The sequence below is a fragment of the Janibacter sp. CX7 genome (assembly GCF_024362365.1).
GTDB lineage: Bacteria > Actinomycetota > Actinomycetes > Actinomycetales > Dermatophilaceae > Janibacter.
Genome location: NZ_CP101464.1, coordinates 3,003,217 through 3,020,331 on the forward strand (window position 1 = coordinate 3,003,217; position 17,115 = coordinate 3,020,331).

The window sequence follows — 17,115 nt, forward strand, 5'->3', positions numbered from 1 at the left end:
TTCCTGCCGTGCGGCTAGTTGCCTCACCAGTAACCTACGCGTCGCGCGGCGGCCCCGCCAACACCTCGTTGAGGGCCTCGGTCGACGAGGGGTGCGTCCAGATGCCGTCGCGCAGCTCGCTCGCGGTCACCCCGGCGCGCATCGCCAGCGCCACGAGGTTGATGAGCTCCTGGGCGTCGACCGTGTGCAGCGCGGCCCCGAGGACGAGGTCGGTCTCGGGGTCGACGCAGAACTTGATCAACCCGTGGGTCTCGCCGAGGACCTTCGGCCGCGGCATCGCGGCGATCTTCGCCACCGGCTTCGCGTGGACGGCGACGTCGACCCCCTTCGCCCGCAGCTCCTCCTCGCTCGCGCCGACCCGGGCGAAGGGAGGAGTGGCGAAGGTCGTCGTCGGGACGGCCACGCGGTCGGCCGTGCTGCGCCGGCCCTCACCGGTGAGCTGGTCGAGGATGATGCGGTGGTCGTCGTAGGAGACGTAGGTCTGCTGCGGGCCGCCGTTGACGTCGCCGACGGCGAAGACGCCCTCGACGCTGGTGCGCAGGTGCTCGTCGACGACGATCGCGCCGGAGTCATCGGTCTCGATCCCGGCGGCGTCGAGGCCCCGTCGTCCTCGAGCGCGACGACCTGGGTCCCCGTGCGGATCTCGACGCCGCGGTCGACGAGGGCCTGCTCGACCGACGCGGCGACGTCGGCGTCCTCGCGGGCGAGGATCCGCTCGCCGCGCTCGAGCACCGTGACCTTCGCACCAAAGCCGGCGAACATGCTGGCGAACTCGAGGGAGATCGGCCCGCCGCCGACGATCACCAGGCTGCCCGGGAAGGGCCGTGCGTGCTGGATCGACGTCGAGTCGTGGATGCGCGGGCCGTCGGCGCCGGGGACGTCGAGCGGGCGCGCACGGCGCCGGTGTTGATGATGACCGTCTCGGCGGCGATGTCGAGCTCGTCCGCCCCGCCGGTGACGTGGACGGTCCGGGGGCCGGTGAAGCTCGCCCGGCCGCCGACGACGACGCGCACCGCGTCGACGTCCTCGAGCATCTGACGGTTGGCGGCGTTGAGCTTGGTGATGAGGGCATCGCGCGCGTCGACCGCCCGACCGAACCACGCGGCCGGGTCGTCCTCGGGCCGTCGCTCCTCGGCCTGGTGGACCAAGGCCTTGGTCGGGACGCAGCCGATGTTGATGCAGGTGCCGCCGACCATGTCGGCGGACTGCTCGACGATCGTCACGCTGCGGCCGGCCCGGCCGAGGGCACCGGCGAGGGTCTTGCCGGCCTTGCCCCAGCCGATGACGAGGACGTCGGTCTGCCCGGTCGTGGCCTGGGCTGCGCTCTGGGTGATGCACCGACGCTATCGCTCGGCGGGCACCCGCAGGAGGCAGGCGCCCGGCTCGGCGAAGGGGGTCAGCTCGATGGGCGGGTCCTCCTCCCTTCGGCCGAGGGTGCCGGCCACGAGGCCCAGGTGGACCTGGCAGATGACCTCGGGGTGCTCGAGCGCCGCCTCGAGGAGGGGGCAGGTCCTCAGGCGCACGACCTCCCCCTCGCGGACCGGGCCGAAGCCGAGGTCGGCGAGGGTCGCATCGAGGCGCGCGGACGCGTCGCCATCAGCCGTGCGCATCTGCTCACCCCAGGCGCGGCCGATGGAGCGGGCCCGCGTGCGCACCTCGGGCCCGTCGCCGTGGGCGATGAGGTCGGCGGCGAAGGCGCTGGTGAGCGCCCGGTACTCCGCGGTGCGCGCGCCGGGGCGGGGGCCGGCCTCGTAGAGCGTCGCGGGGCGGCCGCGCCCCTGGGCCGGAGCGGTCGTCGCGGTCGCGAGGCGCCGCTCGACGAGCTGGGCGAGGTGGGTGCGGACCGTGTTGTCGTGCGTGCCCATCCGCTCGGCGACGTCACTGACGCGAAGGGAGCCACCCGCCTCCCGGAGCACGTCGAGCACCGCACGCGCAGCCGCGCCGAGGTCGACGGGGTCGCCCTCGGGGGCAGGCGCAGGGCCGGCGGTGGTATTTTTCACAGTCATGAATGTAGTAATTTGAAGAGGGGTCGGGCAAGCACCGCCCGATCCTGACACCCGACGACGAAGGGACCACCACCATGCCTGCGAACCTCCCCATGGCCGACACCGACATCCCCGCCCTCGACGTGCGCCCGGTCCCCCACTCCATCCGCCACGCGACGGTCATCGGTGCGCTCTCCGCGATCCGCCCGGGCCGCTCCCTCGACCTCGTCGCCCCGCACGACCCGCAGCCGCTGCTGCGCCAGATCGAGGGCCTGGAGCCCGGCGTCTGGTCGGTCGAGTACCTCGAGCGCGGCCCGGAGGCGTGGACCCTGCGCCTCACCCGCGCCGCCTCCTGACCGACCGTGTGCTCCTACTGCGGCTGCCAGTCGATCGGGGTCATCGGGCGCTTCACCGCCGAGCACGAGCAGATCATCAACGCCAGCGGACTGCTGCGACGCGCAGCGCAGGCCGGGCGCACCGATGAGGTCGTCGAGCTCGTCGACGAGGTGGCCGCACTGCTCACCCCGCACACCGACGCCGAGGAGGTCGGCCTGTTCACCGTGCTGCGGCGCGACGAGGACTTCACCGAGTACGTCGACGCGCTCTGCGGCGAGCACGTCACCCTCGACGAGCTGCTGGAGCGCATCCGCGCCGGCGAGAGCGACCTGGCCGACCGCTTCTACAAGGAGCTGCGGTCGCACATCGAGCGTGAGGAGGACGGCCTCTTCCCCGCCTCGCTCACGACCCTGCGCGGCGACGACTGGACCGAGGTCGACGAGCTGACCGCCGCGGCCTTCCCCGTCTCGCCCCTCGCGCCGCAGTGACCGCACGACCGGCCGGACCACCCCGAGGGCAGTCCGGCGTGTGGGCGATGCGCGACCGACCGGGCGTAGTGTGGCTCGTCGCCGCCGCCCTCACAGCGCTCGTGCACCCCTTCGTCCCCGACTCGACGTGGCTGATGGTGCACATGGTCGCCCTCGGCGCCATCACGCACTCGATCATGGTGTGGAGCTCGCACTTCGCGACGACGCTCCTCAAGCACCGACCCGACATCGACGTCCGCGCGACGCACAACCGGCGCCTGGTCCTGCTGCACCTGGGGATCATCGCCGTCCTCGTCGGTGTGCCGACGGCGTGGTGGTGGCTGACCCTCGTCGGCGCGACCGCCGTCGGCGTCGCCGTCATCTGGCACGCGTGGCAACTGAGGCGCCGGCTGCGCGGCGCACTGCCCGGACGATTTCGCATCGTCGTCCACCACTACCTGGCCTCGGCCGCCTTCCTGCCCGTGGGCGCGACCCTGGGCGTGCTCCTCGCTCGTGGCCAGACCGACGAGATGCACGCCCGGCTGCTCCTGGCGCACTCCCTGGTCAACCTGCTCGGCTGGGTGGGCATCACCGTCACCGGCACGCTCATCACCCTGTGGCCGACGATCCTGCGCGCCCGTATGGACGACGCGTCCGAGCGCCGCGCCCGCCAGGCGCTGCCGGGTCTCGTCCTCGGTCTCGCGCTCGCGTGCACCGGCGCCCTGGCCGGATGGCGCTGGCTGCTCCTCGCCGGCGTGGCCGGCTACCTCGTCGCACTGCTGTGGTCCGCCCGCTCCCTCGTCGCGCCCACCCGGCAGAAGCCACCCCGCCACTTCGCCGCATGGTCCGTCATGGCCGGCGCCGTCTGGTTCCTCGTCGGCATCGGCATGGTCGGCTGGCGGGTGGCGACCGCGGACGACTTCGCCGCCATGGCCTCCGGCTACGGGCGGGTCGCCGCGGTGCTCGTCGTCGGTTTCGGCCTGCAGGTGCTCACCGGCGCGCTCAGCCACCTCGTCCCGGCCGTCATCGGTGGTGGCCCACGGGTCGTGCGGGTCGGCATCGAGAGCTTCGATCGCATCGGCATGACCCGCATCGTCATCATCAACGTGCCGTTGGCGCTGTCGCTCCTGCCCGTCCCCTCCGGCACCCGCGTCGTGCTGACCACCCTCGTCCTCATCGGGCTGGTCGCCTTCATCCCGATCATGCTCACGTCGATCAAGCGGCTCGTCGCGGCCCGCAGGGAGGCCGCGCTGGCCACCCCCGAAGACCGTCGCGCAGGTCTGAAGCAGGGTCGGGCCGACGCTGCGCGGGTCCTCGATCCTCCCTTCCCCCGTACCCAGGTCATGGCGGGCGTGACACTCGTGGCCCTCGCCCTGGCCGCCGGCCCCGCACTCCAACCGGCCCTCGACGGCGGGAGCGTCGACGCCGCCCCTGCAGCAGCCGTCACGCCCACTGGCGAGACGACCGAGGTGACCGTCACCGCGCGGGCCGACATGACCTTCAGCCCCTCCCGCATCGAGGTGCCCGCCGGGGACCGCCTCGTCATCACGCTGACCAACGAGGACGGCAGCACCGTCCACGACCTCTACCTCGACGACGAGACGCACACGCCCCGCCTGGCGAAGGGAGAGTCAGCCACCCTCGACGTCGGTGTCGTCGGCGCCGACCGCCAGGGGTGGTGCACGGTGACCGGGCACAAGCGGATGGGCATGACGTTGACGATCGACGTCACGGGCGCACCCCAGGCCGCCCCCTCCGACGCGCCGTCCCATGACGGCCACGACAACGAGGACACCCCCTTCGACCTCACCACGGGCGCGACGTGGCCGGACGGCTTCGAGGCCGACGACGCCTCTCTCCCACCACTGCCCGACGCGCGTACCCACCGGGTGACGCTGCGCGTGCAGGAGGTGGAGGTCAAGGTGGCGCCGGGTGTGACCCGGACCCGCTGGACCTTCGGTGGCACCGCGCCCGGCCCGACCCTGCACGGCCGGGTCGGTGACCGCTTCGTCATCACGCTGGTCAACGACGGCAGCATCGGGCACTCGATCGACTTCCACGCCGGCTCGCTCGCGCCGGACCGGCCGATGCGCACGATCACGCCCGGGCAGCGGCTGACCTACACCTTCACCGCTGAGCGCGCGGGCATCTGGATGTACCACTGCTCGACGATGCCGATGGCGACGCACATCGCCCAGGGCATGTTTGGCGCGGTCGTCATCGAGCCGGAGGGACTGCCCGAGGTCGACCGCTCCTACGTGGTGACCGCGTCGGAGCTCTATGCCGGCGAGGAACCCGACGGCGACCCGGCGGCGACCGCCTTCAACGGCCGCGCCTTCCAGTACGAGGCGGACCCGCTCACCGCGAGGGTCGGCGAGCGGGTGCGCTTCTGGGTCCTCGACGCCGGACCGGACCGGCCGGTCTCCTTCCACGTCGTCGGCGGGCAGTTCGACACCGTCTGGAGCGAGGGCGCCTACCGCACCGGGGGACCGGACACCGTGGGTGGCCCGGCGGCCGGCTCCCAGGCGCTGGGCCTGATGCCCGCCCAGGGCGGCTTCGTCGAGCTGACCTTCCCCGAGGCCGGTCACTACCCCTTCGTCAACCACGTGATGAGCGACGGGGACAAGGGGGCGCGCGGCACCATCCGGGTGCGCTGAGACGTACAGCGACCGGACGCGTCCGCGACGCGTCCGGTCGGTGTTGTGATCAGATCGGCTCGACCTCGCCGACCTTGCCGTAGAGCACCGGCTCGTCCCCACCACCGGTCATCCACAGGGTGCCCCCGCCACCGATCGGGGTGGCCGATCCGCCACCACCACGCCCGCTGGGCTTCGGCGGCTCGGGGTCGCGCTCGTTGCGGGTGCAGTCCGTGCGCGTGGCCCCCCCTGAAGCGGTCCACGTCCCAGGTCTCGCGCTGGTAGTAGTCGGCGCCGAAGGTCTCGTAGACCTGTGTCGACCAGAGCGGGATCGTGCCCTCCGGGCCCCGCTCGTCGGAGATCTTGCGCACCCCCCGGTAGTTGCCCGCGGAGTCGATCCACGTGTTCGGCGAGGGCGGGCTCGTCGCCGGAGGGCACTGCCCCGGGGGCGTCTGCGCGTGCGCCGGTGCTGCGGTGAGGGCGGCTCCGGCCGCGGCGAGCGAGCCGGCCGTGAGCAGGGTGGCGATGGTCGTGCGGATGCGTGCGCGTCGAGCGGACATGTCAGTTCCTCCTGATCGCCGGGGACCGGACCCGGTGCCCGGTCCCCGGCGGCCTGCGCCGCCGGGACCGAGCCTCGTCGCGTCACGACGAGGTGACCCGCGCATCAGTACTCATCCCGTGGAGGTGACGGTGAGTACTCGCACCGATGACGGGCCCGGCGCTCAGGCGGCCGGCAGCGTCGAGTCGGCGCGCGCGAAGGTCGCGGTCGCGACGTCGACGACGAGCTCGGGGTGGTCGACCTGCGGGCAGTGGCCGCAGTCCGGCAGCGGCACGTGGGTCGCCTCGGGCAGCCGCTCGCGGGCGGCGCGGGCCTCCGAGGGCAGCAGCAACCGGTCGCCGTCGCCCCAGGCGATGGTCGTCGGGACGACGAGGTGGCGGGTCGTGCGCAGGAAGGTCGCGCGGACGAAGTGCGGCCAGAAGCCCTTGGCCCGACGCAGGTTGAGGGTGTCGCCGACCGCGTCCTCGAGGGTGACCTTGTCGGGGTGCTTGTAGAGGGAGCGGAAGGCGAGCTTGCGGAAGCACGGGTAGGAATTGAGCCGGCGGTGGACGGCCTCGGGCAGGTGGCTTCCGACCTTCATGAAGAGCAGGTTGGCCGCGATGTTGGGCAGGTGCCACGGCGGGAAGAACCCGGCCGGCGACAGCGCGGTCGCGCTCCTGACGACGCCCTCACGGGCGGCCATCTCGAGGACCATCGCGCCACCGAGGGAGTTGCCGATCACGTGCGGCCGGTCGATGCCCAGCTCGCGGAAGAACCGCTCGAACTGCTCCGCGTGGCTGCCCATCGACCAGCCGTCGGGGCGGGTCGGCCTAGGCGACTCGCCGTGGCCGGGCAGGTCGACGACGTAGACGTCGTGACCGCGCGCCGCGAGCATCTCCGGGACCTCACCCCAGGCCTGCCGCCGGTGGCCGATGCCGTGGATGAGGACGACGGGCTCCCCGGAGCCCTCGTGGCGGGTGTACTCGATGCGACTCTGCATGAGCGGAGGTTACTGAGGGGTCACCTCGGGCGCCAGACCGACGACGAAGGGTGGGACGCACGTCACGTGCGCCCCACCCTTCGTCGGTGGATCAGTGCTCGTTGGGGTCCGCGTCCTGGTCGGCCTTGGCGGCGTGGACCGTGCCGTGCACGTGCTCCGGCGGCCCGTAGAGGGAGTAGACCTTCAGCGGCACGTCGCCGATGTTGGTGACGTTGTGCCACTGACCCGCCGGCACCATGATGATGTCGTCGTCGCCGACCTCGCGGTCGAACGAGAGGTCGTCCTCGGCCGGCCCCATCTGGGCGCGGCCACGGCCCTCCTCGACCCGCAGGAACTGGTCGTGGTCCTCGTGGACCTCGAGGCCGATGTCGTCACCGGGGGCGATCGCCATGACGGTCAGCTGCAGGTTGGTGCCGGTCCAGAGCGTGGAGCGGTAGTTCGTGTTCTGCAGGGTGGCCGACTCGATGTCGACGACATAGGGGGCGGGTCCGTGGTCGGAGAGGTCGATCTGCTCGCTCATGCGCACTCCTGGTGTGGTCGAAGGGGGATGACGGCGACGGTAGCGGTGGGTCAGGCCGAGGCGCCCACCGAGTCGGGGACGTCGATCTGGTCGCCGGCCTCGAGCGGGCCGTCGGCGGCCTTGGTCGCCGCGACCGCGGCCTCCTCGCTCGGGGCGCTCGTGCGGATCAGGTGGTCGAAGGCGCTCAGCGAGGCCGTCGACCCGGCACCCAGGGCGGTGACGATCTGCTTGTAGGGCTCGACCGTGCAGTCGCCCGCGGCGAAGACGCCCGGCAGGTTGGTCCGGCCGACGCCGTCGATGACGATCTCGCCGCGCTCGGAGAGCTCGACCGCGTCACCGAGCCACTCGGTGTTGGGCAGCAGGCCGATCTGGACGAAGACACCCTCCAGGGCGAGGGTCTCCCCTTCGCCGCCGTCGCGGGGCTCAACGACGATGCCAGTGACCTTGCCACCGTCGCCGACGACCTCGGTCGTCTTCGTGCCGAGGCGGATGTCGACGTTGGGCAGCGAGCGCAGCTTGCGCTGGAGCACCTCGTCGGCGCGCATCTCGTCCATGAACTCGACGAGCGTCACGTGACCGACGATGCCCGCGAGGTCGATCGCAGCCTCGACGCCGGAGTTGCCGCCGCCGATGACGGCGATGCGCTTGCCCTTGAAGAGCGGACCGTCGCAGTGCGGGCAGAAGGTGACGCCCTTGTTGCGGTACTCCTCCTCGCCGGGGACACCCATGGTGCGCCAGCGGGCACCGGTCGCGAGGACAACCGTCTTGCCCTTGAGCGCGGCGCCGTTGGCGAGGTCGACGACCGTCAGCCCGTCGTCGCCGGCGGACAGGCCGGCCGCGGTCTGGCTGCGGATCATGTCGACCTCGTACTCGCCCACGTGGCGCTCGAGGTCGGCCGCGAGCTTCGGGCCCTCGGTGTGCGGGACGGAGACGAGGTTCTCGATCGCCATGGTGTCGAGGACCTGACCGCCGAAGCGCTCGGCGAGCAAACCCGTGCGGATCCCCTTGCGCGCCGCGTAGATCGCGGCGGAGGCGCCGGCGGGACCGCCGCCGACGACGAGGACGTCGTAGGGCTCGCGGGCCGACAGCTCCTCGGCGGCGCGGGCCGCGGAGTCGCCACCGGCCAGCTCGTCGACCTTGGCGACGATCTCGGCGAGCTCCATGCGGCCGGAGCCGAAGGACTCGCCGTCCACGAAGACGGTCGGCACGGCGAGCACGCCGCGGCGCTCGGCCTCCTCGGGGAAGACGGCGCCGTCGATGGCGGTGTGGGTGATGCCGGGGTTGAGCACGCTCATGAGGTTGAGGGCCTGGACGACGTCCGGGCAGTTCTGGCAGCTGAGCGAGAAGAAGGTCTCGAAGTGGTGCTCACCGGCCAGACCCTTGATCTGCTCGATGACGTCCTGCGCGGCCTTGCTCGGGTGCCCGCCGACCTGGAGCAGCGCCAGGACGAGGGAGGTGAACTCGTGGCCCATCGGGATGCCGGCGAAGCGCACGGACACCTGCGGGTCGGACACGCGGGTGATCGCGAAGGAGGGGACACGCTCGTCGAGGTCGCTCCCTTCGGCCACCCGGCGGGTGATGAGGTCGCTCATCCCCTCGATCTCGACGATCAGCTCGTCGAGCTCACGGGACTTGGGGCCCTCGTCGAGGCTCACGACGAGCTCGATCGGCTCGCGGAGGTTGTCGAGGTAGGCCTTGAGCTGGGTGGCGAGGTTCTGGTCGAGGGCCATGGTGCGAGCGACTCCTGCAGGGACGAAGGGGGTGTGGCTGGGGGCGGGTGGGGGCGGCGGCGAGCGCCGCCCCCACCAGAGATGCACCGTGCGTGACGGCGATCAGGTCGAGCGGAGAGGCTCGATCAGATCTTGCCGACGAGGTCCAGCGAGGGGGCGAGGGTCTCGGCGCCCTCTTCCCACTTGGCCGGGCAGACCTCGCCGGGGTTGTTGCGGACGTACTGCGCGGCCTTGACCTTGCGGACGAGCTCCTTGGCATTGCGGCCGATGCCCTCAGCGGTGATCTCGAGGAACTGGATGACACCGTCGGGGTCGACGAGGAAGGTGCCGCGGTTGGCCAGGCCCTCGTCCTCGCGCAGGATGTCGAAGTTGCGCGAGATGGTGGCGGTCGGGTCGCCGAGCATCGGGTAGGTCACCTTGCCGACGGCGTCGGAGGTCTCGTGCCACGCCTTGTGCGTGAAGTGCGTGTCGGTCGAGACGGAGAAGACCTCGACGCCCAGGCCCTTGAGCTCCGCGTCGTACTCGGCCGCGAGGTCCTCGAGCTCCGTCGGGCAGACGAAGGTGAAGTCGGCCGGGTAGAAGAAGAAGATCGCCCACTTGCCGGCGATGTCGGCCTCGGAGAAGTCCTTGAACTCGCCGTTGATGTAGCCGGTCGCCTGGAAGGGCTTGATCTGGGTGTTGATGAGGGACATGCGTGGTCTCCTGTGCATCTCTCGGGTTCAGGTCGCTCCATCCGGCGCGGACTTGACCGCTCCGTTGATTGGAACGAATCCAGATTAGCCAAGGCCCTCCTTCGATGCAAACCGGGGCGGCGACATCGACGTGAACCCTGCGTGTGAAGGGCGCGAACTCACCCGGCAAGAGTCAGGGGGGACCGCCCCAGCGGTCGGGATATCGCCAGCCGGTCCCGGATTCGGTCAGGTGGCATGGCGCGGGTCACATCGGCCCGCCACCTTCGACTCATCGGCCGGACACCCCGGCTCGCCACCGAAGGAGAACCCCATGACCTCGCGCAGCACCCTGATGCTCACCGCCGCCCTCGCCGGCGCCGGCACGCTCCTCGCCCCGGCCGCCACCGCGGCCCCCGTGCCCGACGGCGGGGTCTCCACGCAGGACCCGATGACCTCCTACGTCATGGAGCGCGACGGCAAGACCCGGGCACAGGCACGCGCCTACCTGGCGACCAAGGACACCAAGCAGGCCACGCTCCGATCGCTCGAGGCGAAGGGGGTCACGGCCGACGGCGCGTGGTTCGACGGCACCCAGCTCGTCGTCGGGGTCGACTCCGCAGCCGACGCCGCGAAGGTCCGTGCCGCCGGGCTGCGCCCGAGCACCGCTGTGGGACAACGGGATCTGGACCGCGTCGCGACCAAGGTGCTGGGCCAGGCCGGCGCCTCGAAGCACGTCGTCACCGTCGGACCCGACCTGCAGCAGGGCGTCGTCGAGGTGCGGATCGCCGCGGACGCACCCGACTCCCTTCGCCAGCGCATCGCGGCCATGGACCGGGTGACCGTGACGACCGCCGACGAGCTGACGACGCAGGCCGACGTCGTCCCGGGCCGGATCATGGACCTCTCCCCCGGGACCAACTGCTCGCTCGGCTACCCGGGCAAGACGTCCAGCGGCAACAACGTCCTGCTCACCGCCGGCCACTGCGTCGAGGGCCTGCCGGACATCCTCGACGCCAACGGCACCCACATCGGGCGGGGCACCCACACCCGCTTCCACGAGGGCTACAGCAGCGTCGACATGGGCCTGATGGACATCGACTCCGAGGACGTCGGCCAGCCCTACGTCGACAGCCGCGGCCACTCCGGGTACTACGCCGTCCAGGGCGCGAGCAAGAACGCGGTCGGCTCCGAGATCTGCAAGGCCGGCAACACGACGGGCTGGACCTGCGGCACGATCAAGGCCTACAACCGCACCGTCAACTACGGCGGCACCATCGTCTCCGGCCTCGCCGAGGCGAGCGTGTGCACGGAGGGCGGCGACTCCGGTGGCGCCTACATCGGCGTCGGCAACCTCGCCCAGGGCATGACCTCCGGCGGTCCCGTCGGTGCCGACTGCGGGTACAACCGCGGCTACGCGGCCGGCTCCTACAGCTTCTACCAGCCGGTCGTCGACGCGGCGAACTACTACGGCGTCACGATCGACACGGCGAACTGACCCTCCTCACCCACGCTCGACCCTTCGCATCCCCCTATGGCAATGCAGAGTCTCGATGTCGAGAGACCGCATTGCCGTAGGGGGATGCAATGTGGGGCCCTCAGCCGGACACGTCCGCGAGGGTCAAGGGCGTGCGCGAGCGAAGGGCGAGCTCGGCCACCTGGGCGAGGTAGAGCTCCGCGCACCCGAGTGCGTCGGCTAGCGGGTCGTGGGCGCGGTAGCGGGGCAGGCCGAAGCGCTGGCGCGCGGCCGCGAGCCGCAGCTCACCGCCTGCGGGCTCGGGTCCGGTGCCGAGCGGTCCCTCGAGGACCCGACGCTGCAGCCGCATCGTGTCCACGGACGGTGGGACGAAGGGGGAGCCGAAGACCCGCGCGCACTCGGCCGAGATGAAACCCGCCTCGAGACCGGCGTGGTGGGCGAGCAGCACCCGACCGGCCAAGGCATCGAGCAGCCGCGCGAGGGCCTCGCCCGATGGCACCCCTGCGGCCACCGCATCATCGGTCAGTCCGTGGAGGGTCGCGGACTCACCGACGTCCGATCCCGGCCTGACGACGAGACGTCCGGCGCCCCCGAGGACCACGCCCAGCCTGTCGATGGGCACCCACGCGATCGCGACGATCCGGTCCCGGCCCGGGTCCAGGCCGGTCGTCTCGAGGTCGACGGCGAGCAGCGGCAGCTCGGCCACCGGGGTCCCGGGCGTCGGCGTCGGGACCGTCAGGTGGTCCCGCAGCGGGCCGGCCGGCGCGCGCCGGGCCGCGGCCTCCCGGCGTCGGGCCTCTCTCCCACCGCGCGCACCTCCACGCCAGATCATGTCCAGCGCTGCCCGGGGTGCCACTGGGCCAGCGCACGCTGGGCCCGGCGCACGACGTGGAAGGCCTCCCGTAGGGCGCGCCGATCGAAGGTCGTCAGGTCGTCGGGCGAGATCCACGAGGTGACGGGCAGGCCGGCCTCCTGCTGTCGGGACTGGTGTGCCAGACGCACGTGGGAGATGAACTCGAGGGCGTCGACGAGGCCCTCCGCCGTCTCGGGCGCGAGTCCACCCGGTCCGGCGACGGCACGCAGGCGGGCCCGGGTGTTGACGACCGTCAGGCCCGCGGCGAGCGCATGGACCCGGGCGAGGTCGACGATGGCCCCGACGCCGCCGCGCTTGAGGTCGAGCAGGTCCTTGTGCTCACCGCTGCGCCCGAGGACGAAGCCGCGGAAGAAGCCGAGCGGCGGATCGTTGTCGACGGCCTGCGCGGTCAGGTGCCCGAGGAGGTTGCGCGCCCCGGGCAGCCGTCCGGCGACCTCGTTGACGAGGGCGGCGTGCAGCTCGTGGTCGCCCGCCAGCGGCCGGGAGTCGAAGAAGATGCTCGCGCCGAGCACGGCATCGGGGACCGGCTCGTCGAGCCACTGGGCGAACTCGGCGCGCCACCCCGAGAGCCGCTGGTGCCAGCGCGGATTGGTCGCCATGACGTCCCCGGGGCAGCGGGGGTGCCCGGCCGCCTCCAACCCGGCGACGACCTGCTCGGCGAGGGCCGCGACGTAGTCCTCTGCCCTCTCCGGCGCGTCGTCGGCGATGATCACCGCGTGGTCCTGGTCGCTGCCGAGCGCCTGCTCGTGGCGTGCCCGTGACCCGAGGACCATCCAGCACATCCGGGGCGCCGGCCCCATCCCGCGGGCCGCGAGGTCCTCGTGGGCGAGGGCGATGAGCCGGCGCTCGACCGCGTCGCCGACCGACGTGACGACCCGGGTGATGTCGTCGGCGCTCACGTCCTGCTCGAGCAGCTGCTGCACGAGCCTCGGTGTCCGGGCCGCGAAGTCGACCACGCCGGCGACATCGGTCTGCTTGGCGACGTCGCCGACGATGTGCACGGCGCTCACCCGCTCGAGGCGCATGAGGTCCGTCGTCGTCACCACGCCCACCGGTGCGCCGCCCTCGACCACCGGCAGGTGGTGCACATTGGCCTCGGTCATCGTGAGCAGCAGCTCGAGCGCCGACGCGTCGGCCGGCGCCACGACCGGGTCACTCGTCATCACGTCGCTCACGGGCTGCCTGGGGTCGACGCCGGCGGCGAGGACCCGACGGCGCAGGTCGCGGTCGGTGAGGATGCCCACGAGTCGCTCGCCCTCGACGACGAGCAGGCTGGAGACCCCTTCGTCGGTCATGGTCCGCGCAGCCTGCGCGATCTCCCCGTCCGCGCGCACGGTGACCGGCGCCCGGTGCGCCAGGTCGCGCGCTGACGTCCGGAGGATCGGCTCGCCGTGCCGGCCCGTCGCGACGGCGGTGGCGGCCGCGCGCAGGAGCCCGGCGCGTTCCCCTTCGAAGTGCTCGGCGAAGACCTCGTGCTCCCGCCGCAGCTCGTGGAAGACCTCGGCCGGCAGGTGCAGGGCGAGCGTGTCCTCGATGGCGACGACGTCGAAGCGGGACGGGTTGCGGCCCACGAGGGTCGTCGAGCCACAGGCCGAGCCCTCCGCGCCGCGGAAGACGAGCCGGCCCTCCGCGTCATGCGTCTCGATCGCACCGGACCGGATGATCATCAGCTCGTCGCTGTCCCGGCCGACCGTCATCAGGTGGCTGCCGCGCCGGTGGTAGCGGACCGTCAGCCGGCCGGCCAGGTCATGCCGCACCCGATGGGGCAGCGCGTCGAAGGGGGCGTGCAGCGCCAGGAAGTCGACGACCTCCGTCAGCTCGGTCTCGGCCATGCCCCATGGTGGCAGGCTCGCGGTCACGCCTGGTCGGTCAGGGATCCGCGCACCAAGCTGTCACCGGAGTGCTCGGGCTGGTCGTCGTAGGCCTCGTGCGAGATGTCGACGACCACGTAGCCCTGGTCGAGCAGGTCCTGGGTGATGGGGAAGGACTCCGCACCCTGCGAGCCGTCGAGGACTCCCACCGAGACCATCCGCTTGCCGTCACGGTTGATCAACCAGACCTCGGCGTAGCCATCAGGGACCGTGACCTCCGCGGCGGAGACCTCCAGCGAGACCCTGCCCTCGCGCTGCTCGACCGTGGCGACGCCCCGCGACTCGCCGGTGTCGAGGGTGTCCAGCTCGGCCGAAGCGATCGTGCGCTGATCCGGTTCACCCAGACGGTCGGCCAGCTGGCTGCCACCCACCCCGACGAGGAGGCCGGCGATGCACGCCGCGACCAGCCATGTCACGGCAGGTCGACGCCCGGTGCGGCCGTACCCGCGAGCGGCTCGACCGTCACTACGCCCGGTTGGGGACTGGATCCCCTGGGAGTCCGCAGCCGCGCCCTCGGACGATGCCGGGTCGACCTCTCCGGCGTCATCGATCTCCGCCCGGATCCGCGACCACGTCGTGGACGGGGGTGGGGTGAGCGTGGTGGTCGCCGCCTCACGGGTCACCGCGACGGTGTGCACGTATGACTCCAGGCCTTCACGGCACTGGTCGCAGTCGTCGACGTGCTGGCTCTCCTGCGGCGACGCGGACTCGCCCAGCGCGAGGTCGATCAGACGGTCCTCCGGGAGATGGTCGTCGGGGACGGGTGCGAGACGGGTCATCGGTTCACCTCCTCGAGGTGCTTGCGCAGGTGGGTCAAACCTCTCCTGACATGACTCTTGACGGTGCCCAGTGGCAGCTGCAGCGTCTGGGCGATGTCCTCGTGGCGTCGGTCGTCGATGACCGCCATGCGGATGATCGTGGCCCGCGGGTCCCCGAGCGCCTGCAGGGCGTCGGCCAGGTACACCTGTTCCACCACGTCCTGGGCCGCGGTGACCGATGGGCCCGCCTCATGGACGAAGGCGCGCTCGTCACGCGAGCGGCGGGCACGTGCGGCGTGCAGGTCGGCGCACCTTCTTCGGGTCACCGTGGCAAGCCACCCACCCAGCGAGCCGCCTCCCGGGTCGAGAGAGGCGCGCCCCTTCCACAATGCGACGAAGACCTGCTGCGTGATGTCCTCGGCCTCGTGGTGCTCGCCGACCGAACGCTGGGCGATGGTGTGCACCAGCGCGCCGAACCGCTGGTAGGCCTCGGCGAGGGCTGACTCGTCCCCGTCGACCAGTCGGTGCATCAGGTCCTCACCCATGGCCGCCTGCACGGGATCACCGGTCACGCGAGTCACTATAGGGCGGCCTCAACCATCGACCCGCGATGCGACCGCGACGACATTGTCCTCGTAGCTGCGAGTCCGTGGGTCGTAGTCACCGCCACAGGTGACGATGTGCAGGCGGGCAGGGCCGGTGCGGTCGAAGAGCGCGTCTACGTCGAGCGCGTCCTTCGCGTGGTGGTCCACGCGCCGGATCTCGTAGGTCACCAGGTCGTCACCGACGGTGACCGTCACCCGATCACCTCGTTGCACCTCGTCCAAGCGGGACAACGGACCGACCTGACCCGCCGTGTCCGTGTGCGCCGAGATGACGCTGGCTCCCGAGGCCGACCCCGGCGCCGGGCCGAAGCGGTACCAGCCAGCCGTCCCGGGGTCCTCGGGGATCACCATGAGTCGACCGCCGTCCACACCGACCGGGACCACGGGCAGATCCGCTCCCAGGGACGGGATCTCCAGCCGCGAGGGCGGTGTCGCCTCGGACGTGGGCTGCCCGAGCGCTGCCGACCTCGTCCGCGGACCGGACGAGGACGCCCCCGACGCAGAGGCCGGCGTCGACGCCTGGCGCGTCGGGCTCGACCGCGACGGCTGCGACGGGCCCGACCCTGCCGACCCCGAGGGCGCGAGCGCCTCCCGGGTGTCGGCAGGGTCGGTCAATCTCGACGGGGACGTGAGGCCGTCGGTGACGACGAATCCGCCGCCTCCGGCGAGCACCGCGGCGATGGCGACCATCGCCAGCCTCTTCCTGTCGAGATCCATGCGCCGCCTCACGTCAGTCGCGCACCGGGGACACGCGACGGGTCATGAGCAGCACGGCACCTCCGGCGAGCACGGCGGCGGCACCGGCAGCACCCATGGCGGCGTACGAGCCGGTGTCGGCCTGGCCGCCGGTACCGCTCGGCACCCCACCCGGGGAGCTGTGCAGGCCGGAGATCTCCTGGACCGCGAGGTCGAGGTTGTCGTCCTCGGCCGAGCCCCACGCGTAGACGATGGTGTTGGTGCCCTCCTTGAGGGTGACGTCGGCGGGCCCGATGGCGACGTCGTCGGTGCCGGCGAGGACGACGTCCGCCGAGATCGTGCCGGCGGCGAGGTCGGTCTTGCCCTCCTTCGGGTTCGTCACGTCGGCGAAGGCCACCTCGCCGTTGGCGCGGACGTCCACGGCCGGAGCCGCCGCCGTGTGGCGCACCGTCAGCCGCGCCTGGCCCGGCTCGGTGGCGGACACGTCGTTGGCGAAGGGGGTGAGGACCGGGTTGCCGTCGGCGTCCAGGTGGGCCGCGACGGTGATGTTGGTGCCGGCCTCGACGGCGACGTCCTGTGCCTCGATGACGGCGTCGCCGTCGGCTCCGGCACCGGCCGCGGTGACCTTGAGGTCGTACTCCCCGGCGGGCAGGGGCATCGGGTCGGTGATCGTCCCCGGCTCGAAGTCCTCGAGGAGGACGTCGCCGTTGGCGTACACATCGACCGTGGCCTCCGGCACCCCGTGGAGGATGCTGACCGTGGCGTCACCCTCGGCGGCGAAGGACGGGGCGCTCAGGACGGTGACGAATCCCGTCGACAGGGCGGCGATGGCGATGGGGCGGGTGAGTCGCATGGCGTTGCTCCTGGTGTGTGGGACGGACGCCTCCTGACGTCCTGCCCCTACTTCGGCCACCACCCGTCGCAGGGATGCACCTCGGCACAACTTTTTTTCGT

16 protein-coding genes and 1 pseudogene are annotated in these 17,115 nt (G+C 71.9%); 4 read left to right on the forward strand and 13 right to left on the reverse strand.

Annotation, left to right across the window (positions count from 1 at the left end):
* Positions 1 to 34: 34 nt before the first annotated feature.
* The 3 genes and pseudogenes from NMQ01_RS16005 to NMQ01_RS14790 all read right to left on the reverse strand — a co-directional run bounded on the left by NMQ01_RS16005 (position 35) and on the right by NMQ01_RS14790 (position 2,006).
* Positions 35 to 403 (reverse strand): hypothetical protein, encoded by a 369-nt coding sequence (locus tag NMQ01_RS16005; RefSeq protein WP_369694865.1) that lies wholly within the window; start codon positions 401 to 403, stop codon positions 35 to 37.
* Positions 404 to 526: 123 nt separating this feature from the next.
* Positions 527 to 1,334, reverse strand: a pseudogene (locus NMQ01_RS16010) (FAD-dependent oxidoreductase); the annotation flags it as partial.
* Between the two features lie 9 nt (positions 1,335 to 1,343).
* Positions 1,344 to 2,006 carry a metalloregulator ArsR/SmtB family transcription factor gene (locus NMQ01_RS14790; protein WP_255184664.1) on the reverse strand — a complete coding sequence of 221 codons (663 nt, stop codon included), beginning with the start codon at positions 2,004 to 2,006 and terminating at the stop codon, positions 1,344 to 1,346.
* A gap of 74 nt (positions 2,007 to 2,080) precedes the next feature.
* Here NMQ01_RS14790 and NMQ01_RS14795 point away from each other — a divergent pair, with 74 nt between their 5' ends.
* The 3 genes from NMQ01_RS14795 to NMQ01_RS14805 are packed head-to-tail and all read left to right on the forward strand — an operon-like array spanning position 2,081 to position 5,445.
* A complete protein-coding gene (locus NMQ01_RS14795) occupies positions 2,081 to 2,341 on the forward strand; it encodes a DUF2249 domain-containing protein (protein WP_255184665.1) in 261 nt (86 codons plus the stop codon).
* A gap of 6 nt (positions 2,342 to 2,347) precedes the next feature.
* The gene (locus tag NMQ01_RS14800; protein WP_255184666.1) at positions 2,348 to 2,809 is read left to right on the forward strand and encodes a hemerythrin domain-containing protein; all 462 of its coding nucleotides are present in this window, start codon (positions 2,348 to 2,350) and stop codon (positions 2,807 to 2,809) included.
* A gap of 47 nt (positions 2,810 to 2,856) precedes the next feature.
* Positions 2,857 to 5,445 (forward strand): multicopper oxidase domain-containing protein, encoded by a 2,589-nt coding sequence (locus tag NMQ01_RS14805; RefSeq protein WP_255184667.1) that lies wholly within the window; start codon positions 2,857 to 2,859, stop codon positions 5,443 to 5,445.
* A 701-nt stretch (positions 5,446 to 6,146) separates the two neighbouring features.
* Here the strand turns inward: NMQ01_RS14805 and NMQ01_RS14810 are convergent.
* The 4 genes from NMQ01_RS14810 to ahpC form a co-directional block, all read right to left on the reverse strand.
* Positions 6,147 to 6,962: an alpha/beta fold hydrolase gene (locus NMQ01_RS14810; protein ID WP_255184668.1), complete on the reverse strand. Its 816-nt coding sequence runs from the start codon at positions 6,960 to 6,962 to the stop codon at positions 6,147 to 6,149.
* Between the two features lie 91 nt (positions 6,963 to 7,053).
* On the reverse strand, positions 7,054 to 7,482 hold the full coding sequence (locus NMQ01_RS14815; protein ID WP_255184669.1) for a cupin domain-containing protein: 429 nt from the start codon (positions 7,480 to 7,482) through the stop codon (positions 7,054 to 7,056).
* A 50-nt stretch (positions 7,483 to 7,532) separates the two neighbouring features.
* Entirely contained in the window at positions 7,533 to 9,212 is a 1,680-nt protein-coding gene (gene ahpF / locus NMQ01_RS14820; RefSeq protein ID WP_255184670.1) for an alkyl hydroperoxide reductase subunit F, read from the reverse strand.
* A gap of 125 nt (positions 9,213 to 9,337) precedes the next feature.
* Entirely contained in the window at positions 9,338 to 9,904 is a 567-nt protein-coding gene (gene ahpC, locus NMQ01_RS14825) for an alkyl hydroperoxide reductase subunit C (protein WP_068312120.1), read from the reverse strand.
* Positions 9,905 to 10,214: 310 nt separating this feature from the next.
* On the opposite strand from ahpC, the gene NMQ01_RS14830 reads away from it, so the two are divergent.
* Complete coding sequence (locus NMQ01_RS14830; RefSeq protein ID WP_255184671.1) at positions 10,215 to 11,378, forward strand: S1 family peptidase; 1,164 nt, start codon at positions 10,215 to 10,217, stop codon at positions 11,376 to 11,378.
* A gap of 100 nt (positions 11,379 to 11,478) precedes the next feature.
* Here the strand turns inward: NMQ01_RS14830 and NMQ01_RS14835 are convergent, their stop codons facing one another.
* The 6 genes from NMQ01_RS14835 to NMQ01_RS14860 are packed head-to-tail and all read right to left on the reverse strand — an operon-like array spanning position 11,479 to position 17,014.
* Complete coding sequence (locus tag NMQ01_RS14835; RefSeq protein ID WP_255184672.1) at positions 11,479 to 12,189, reverse strand: 3'-5' exonuclease; 711 nt, start codon at positions 12,187 to 12,189, stop codon at positions 11,479 to 11,481.
* Positions 12,186 to 14,063: a DUF294 nucleotidyltransferase-like domain-containing protein gene (locus NMQ01_RS14840; protein ID WP_255184673.1), complete on the reverse strand. Its 1,878-nt coding sequence runs from the start codon at positions 14,061 to 14,063 to the stop codon at positions 12,186 to 12,188. Before NMQ01_RS14840 ends, NMQ01_RS14835 begins: the two co-directional genes overlap by 4 nt.
* Before the next feature lie 23 nt (positions 14,064 to 14,086).
* Entirely contained in the window at positions 14,087 to 14,881 is a 795-nt protein-coding gene (locus NMQ01_RS14845; protein ID WP_255184674.1) for an anti-sigma factor, read from the reverse strand.
* Positions 14,878 to 15,432, reverse strand: coding sequence for an RNA polymerase sigma factor (locus tag NMQ01_RS14850; protein WP_255184675.1), 555 nt, complete (start codon positions 15,430 to 15,432; stop codon positions 14,878 to 14,880). Before NMQ01_RS14850 ends, NMQ01_RS14845 begins: the two co-directional genes overlap by 4 nt.
* A 21-nt stretch (positions 15,433 to 15,453) precedes the next feature.
* Entirely contained in the window at positions 15,454 to 16,182 is a 729-nt protein-coding gene (locus NMQ01_RS14855) for a class F sortase (RefSeq protein WP_369694818.1), read from the reverse strand.
* Positions 16,183 to 16,195: 13 nt separating this feature from the next.
* Positions 16,196 to 17,014 carry a DUF4397 domain-containing protein gene (locus NMQ01_RS14860; RefSeq protein ID WP_068318942.1) on the reverse strand — a complete coding sequence of 273 codons (819 nt, stop codon included), beginning with the start codon at positions 17,012 to 17,014 and terminating at the stop codon, positions 16,196 to 16,198.
* Positions 17,015 to 17,115: the final 101 nt, after the last annotated feature.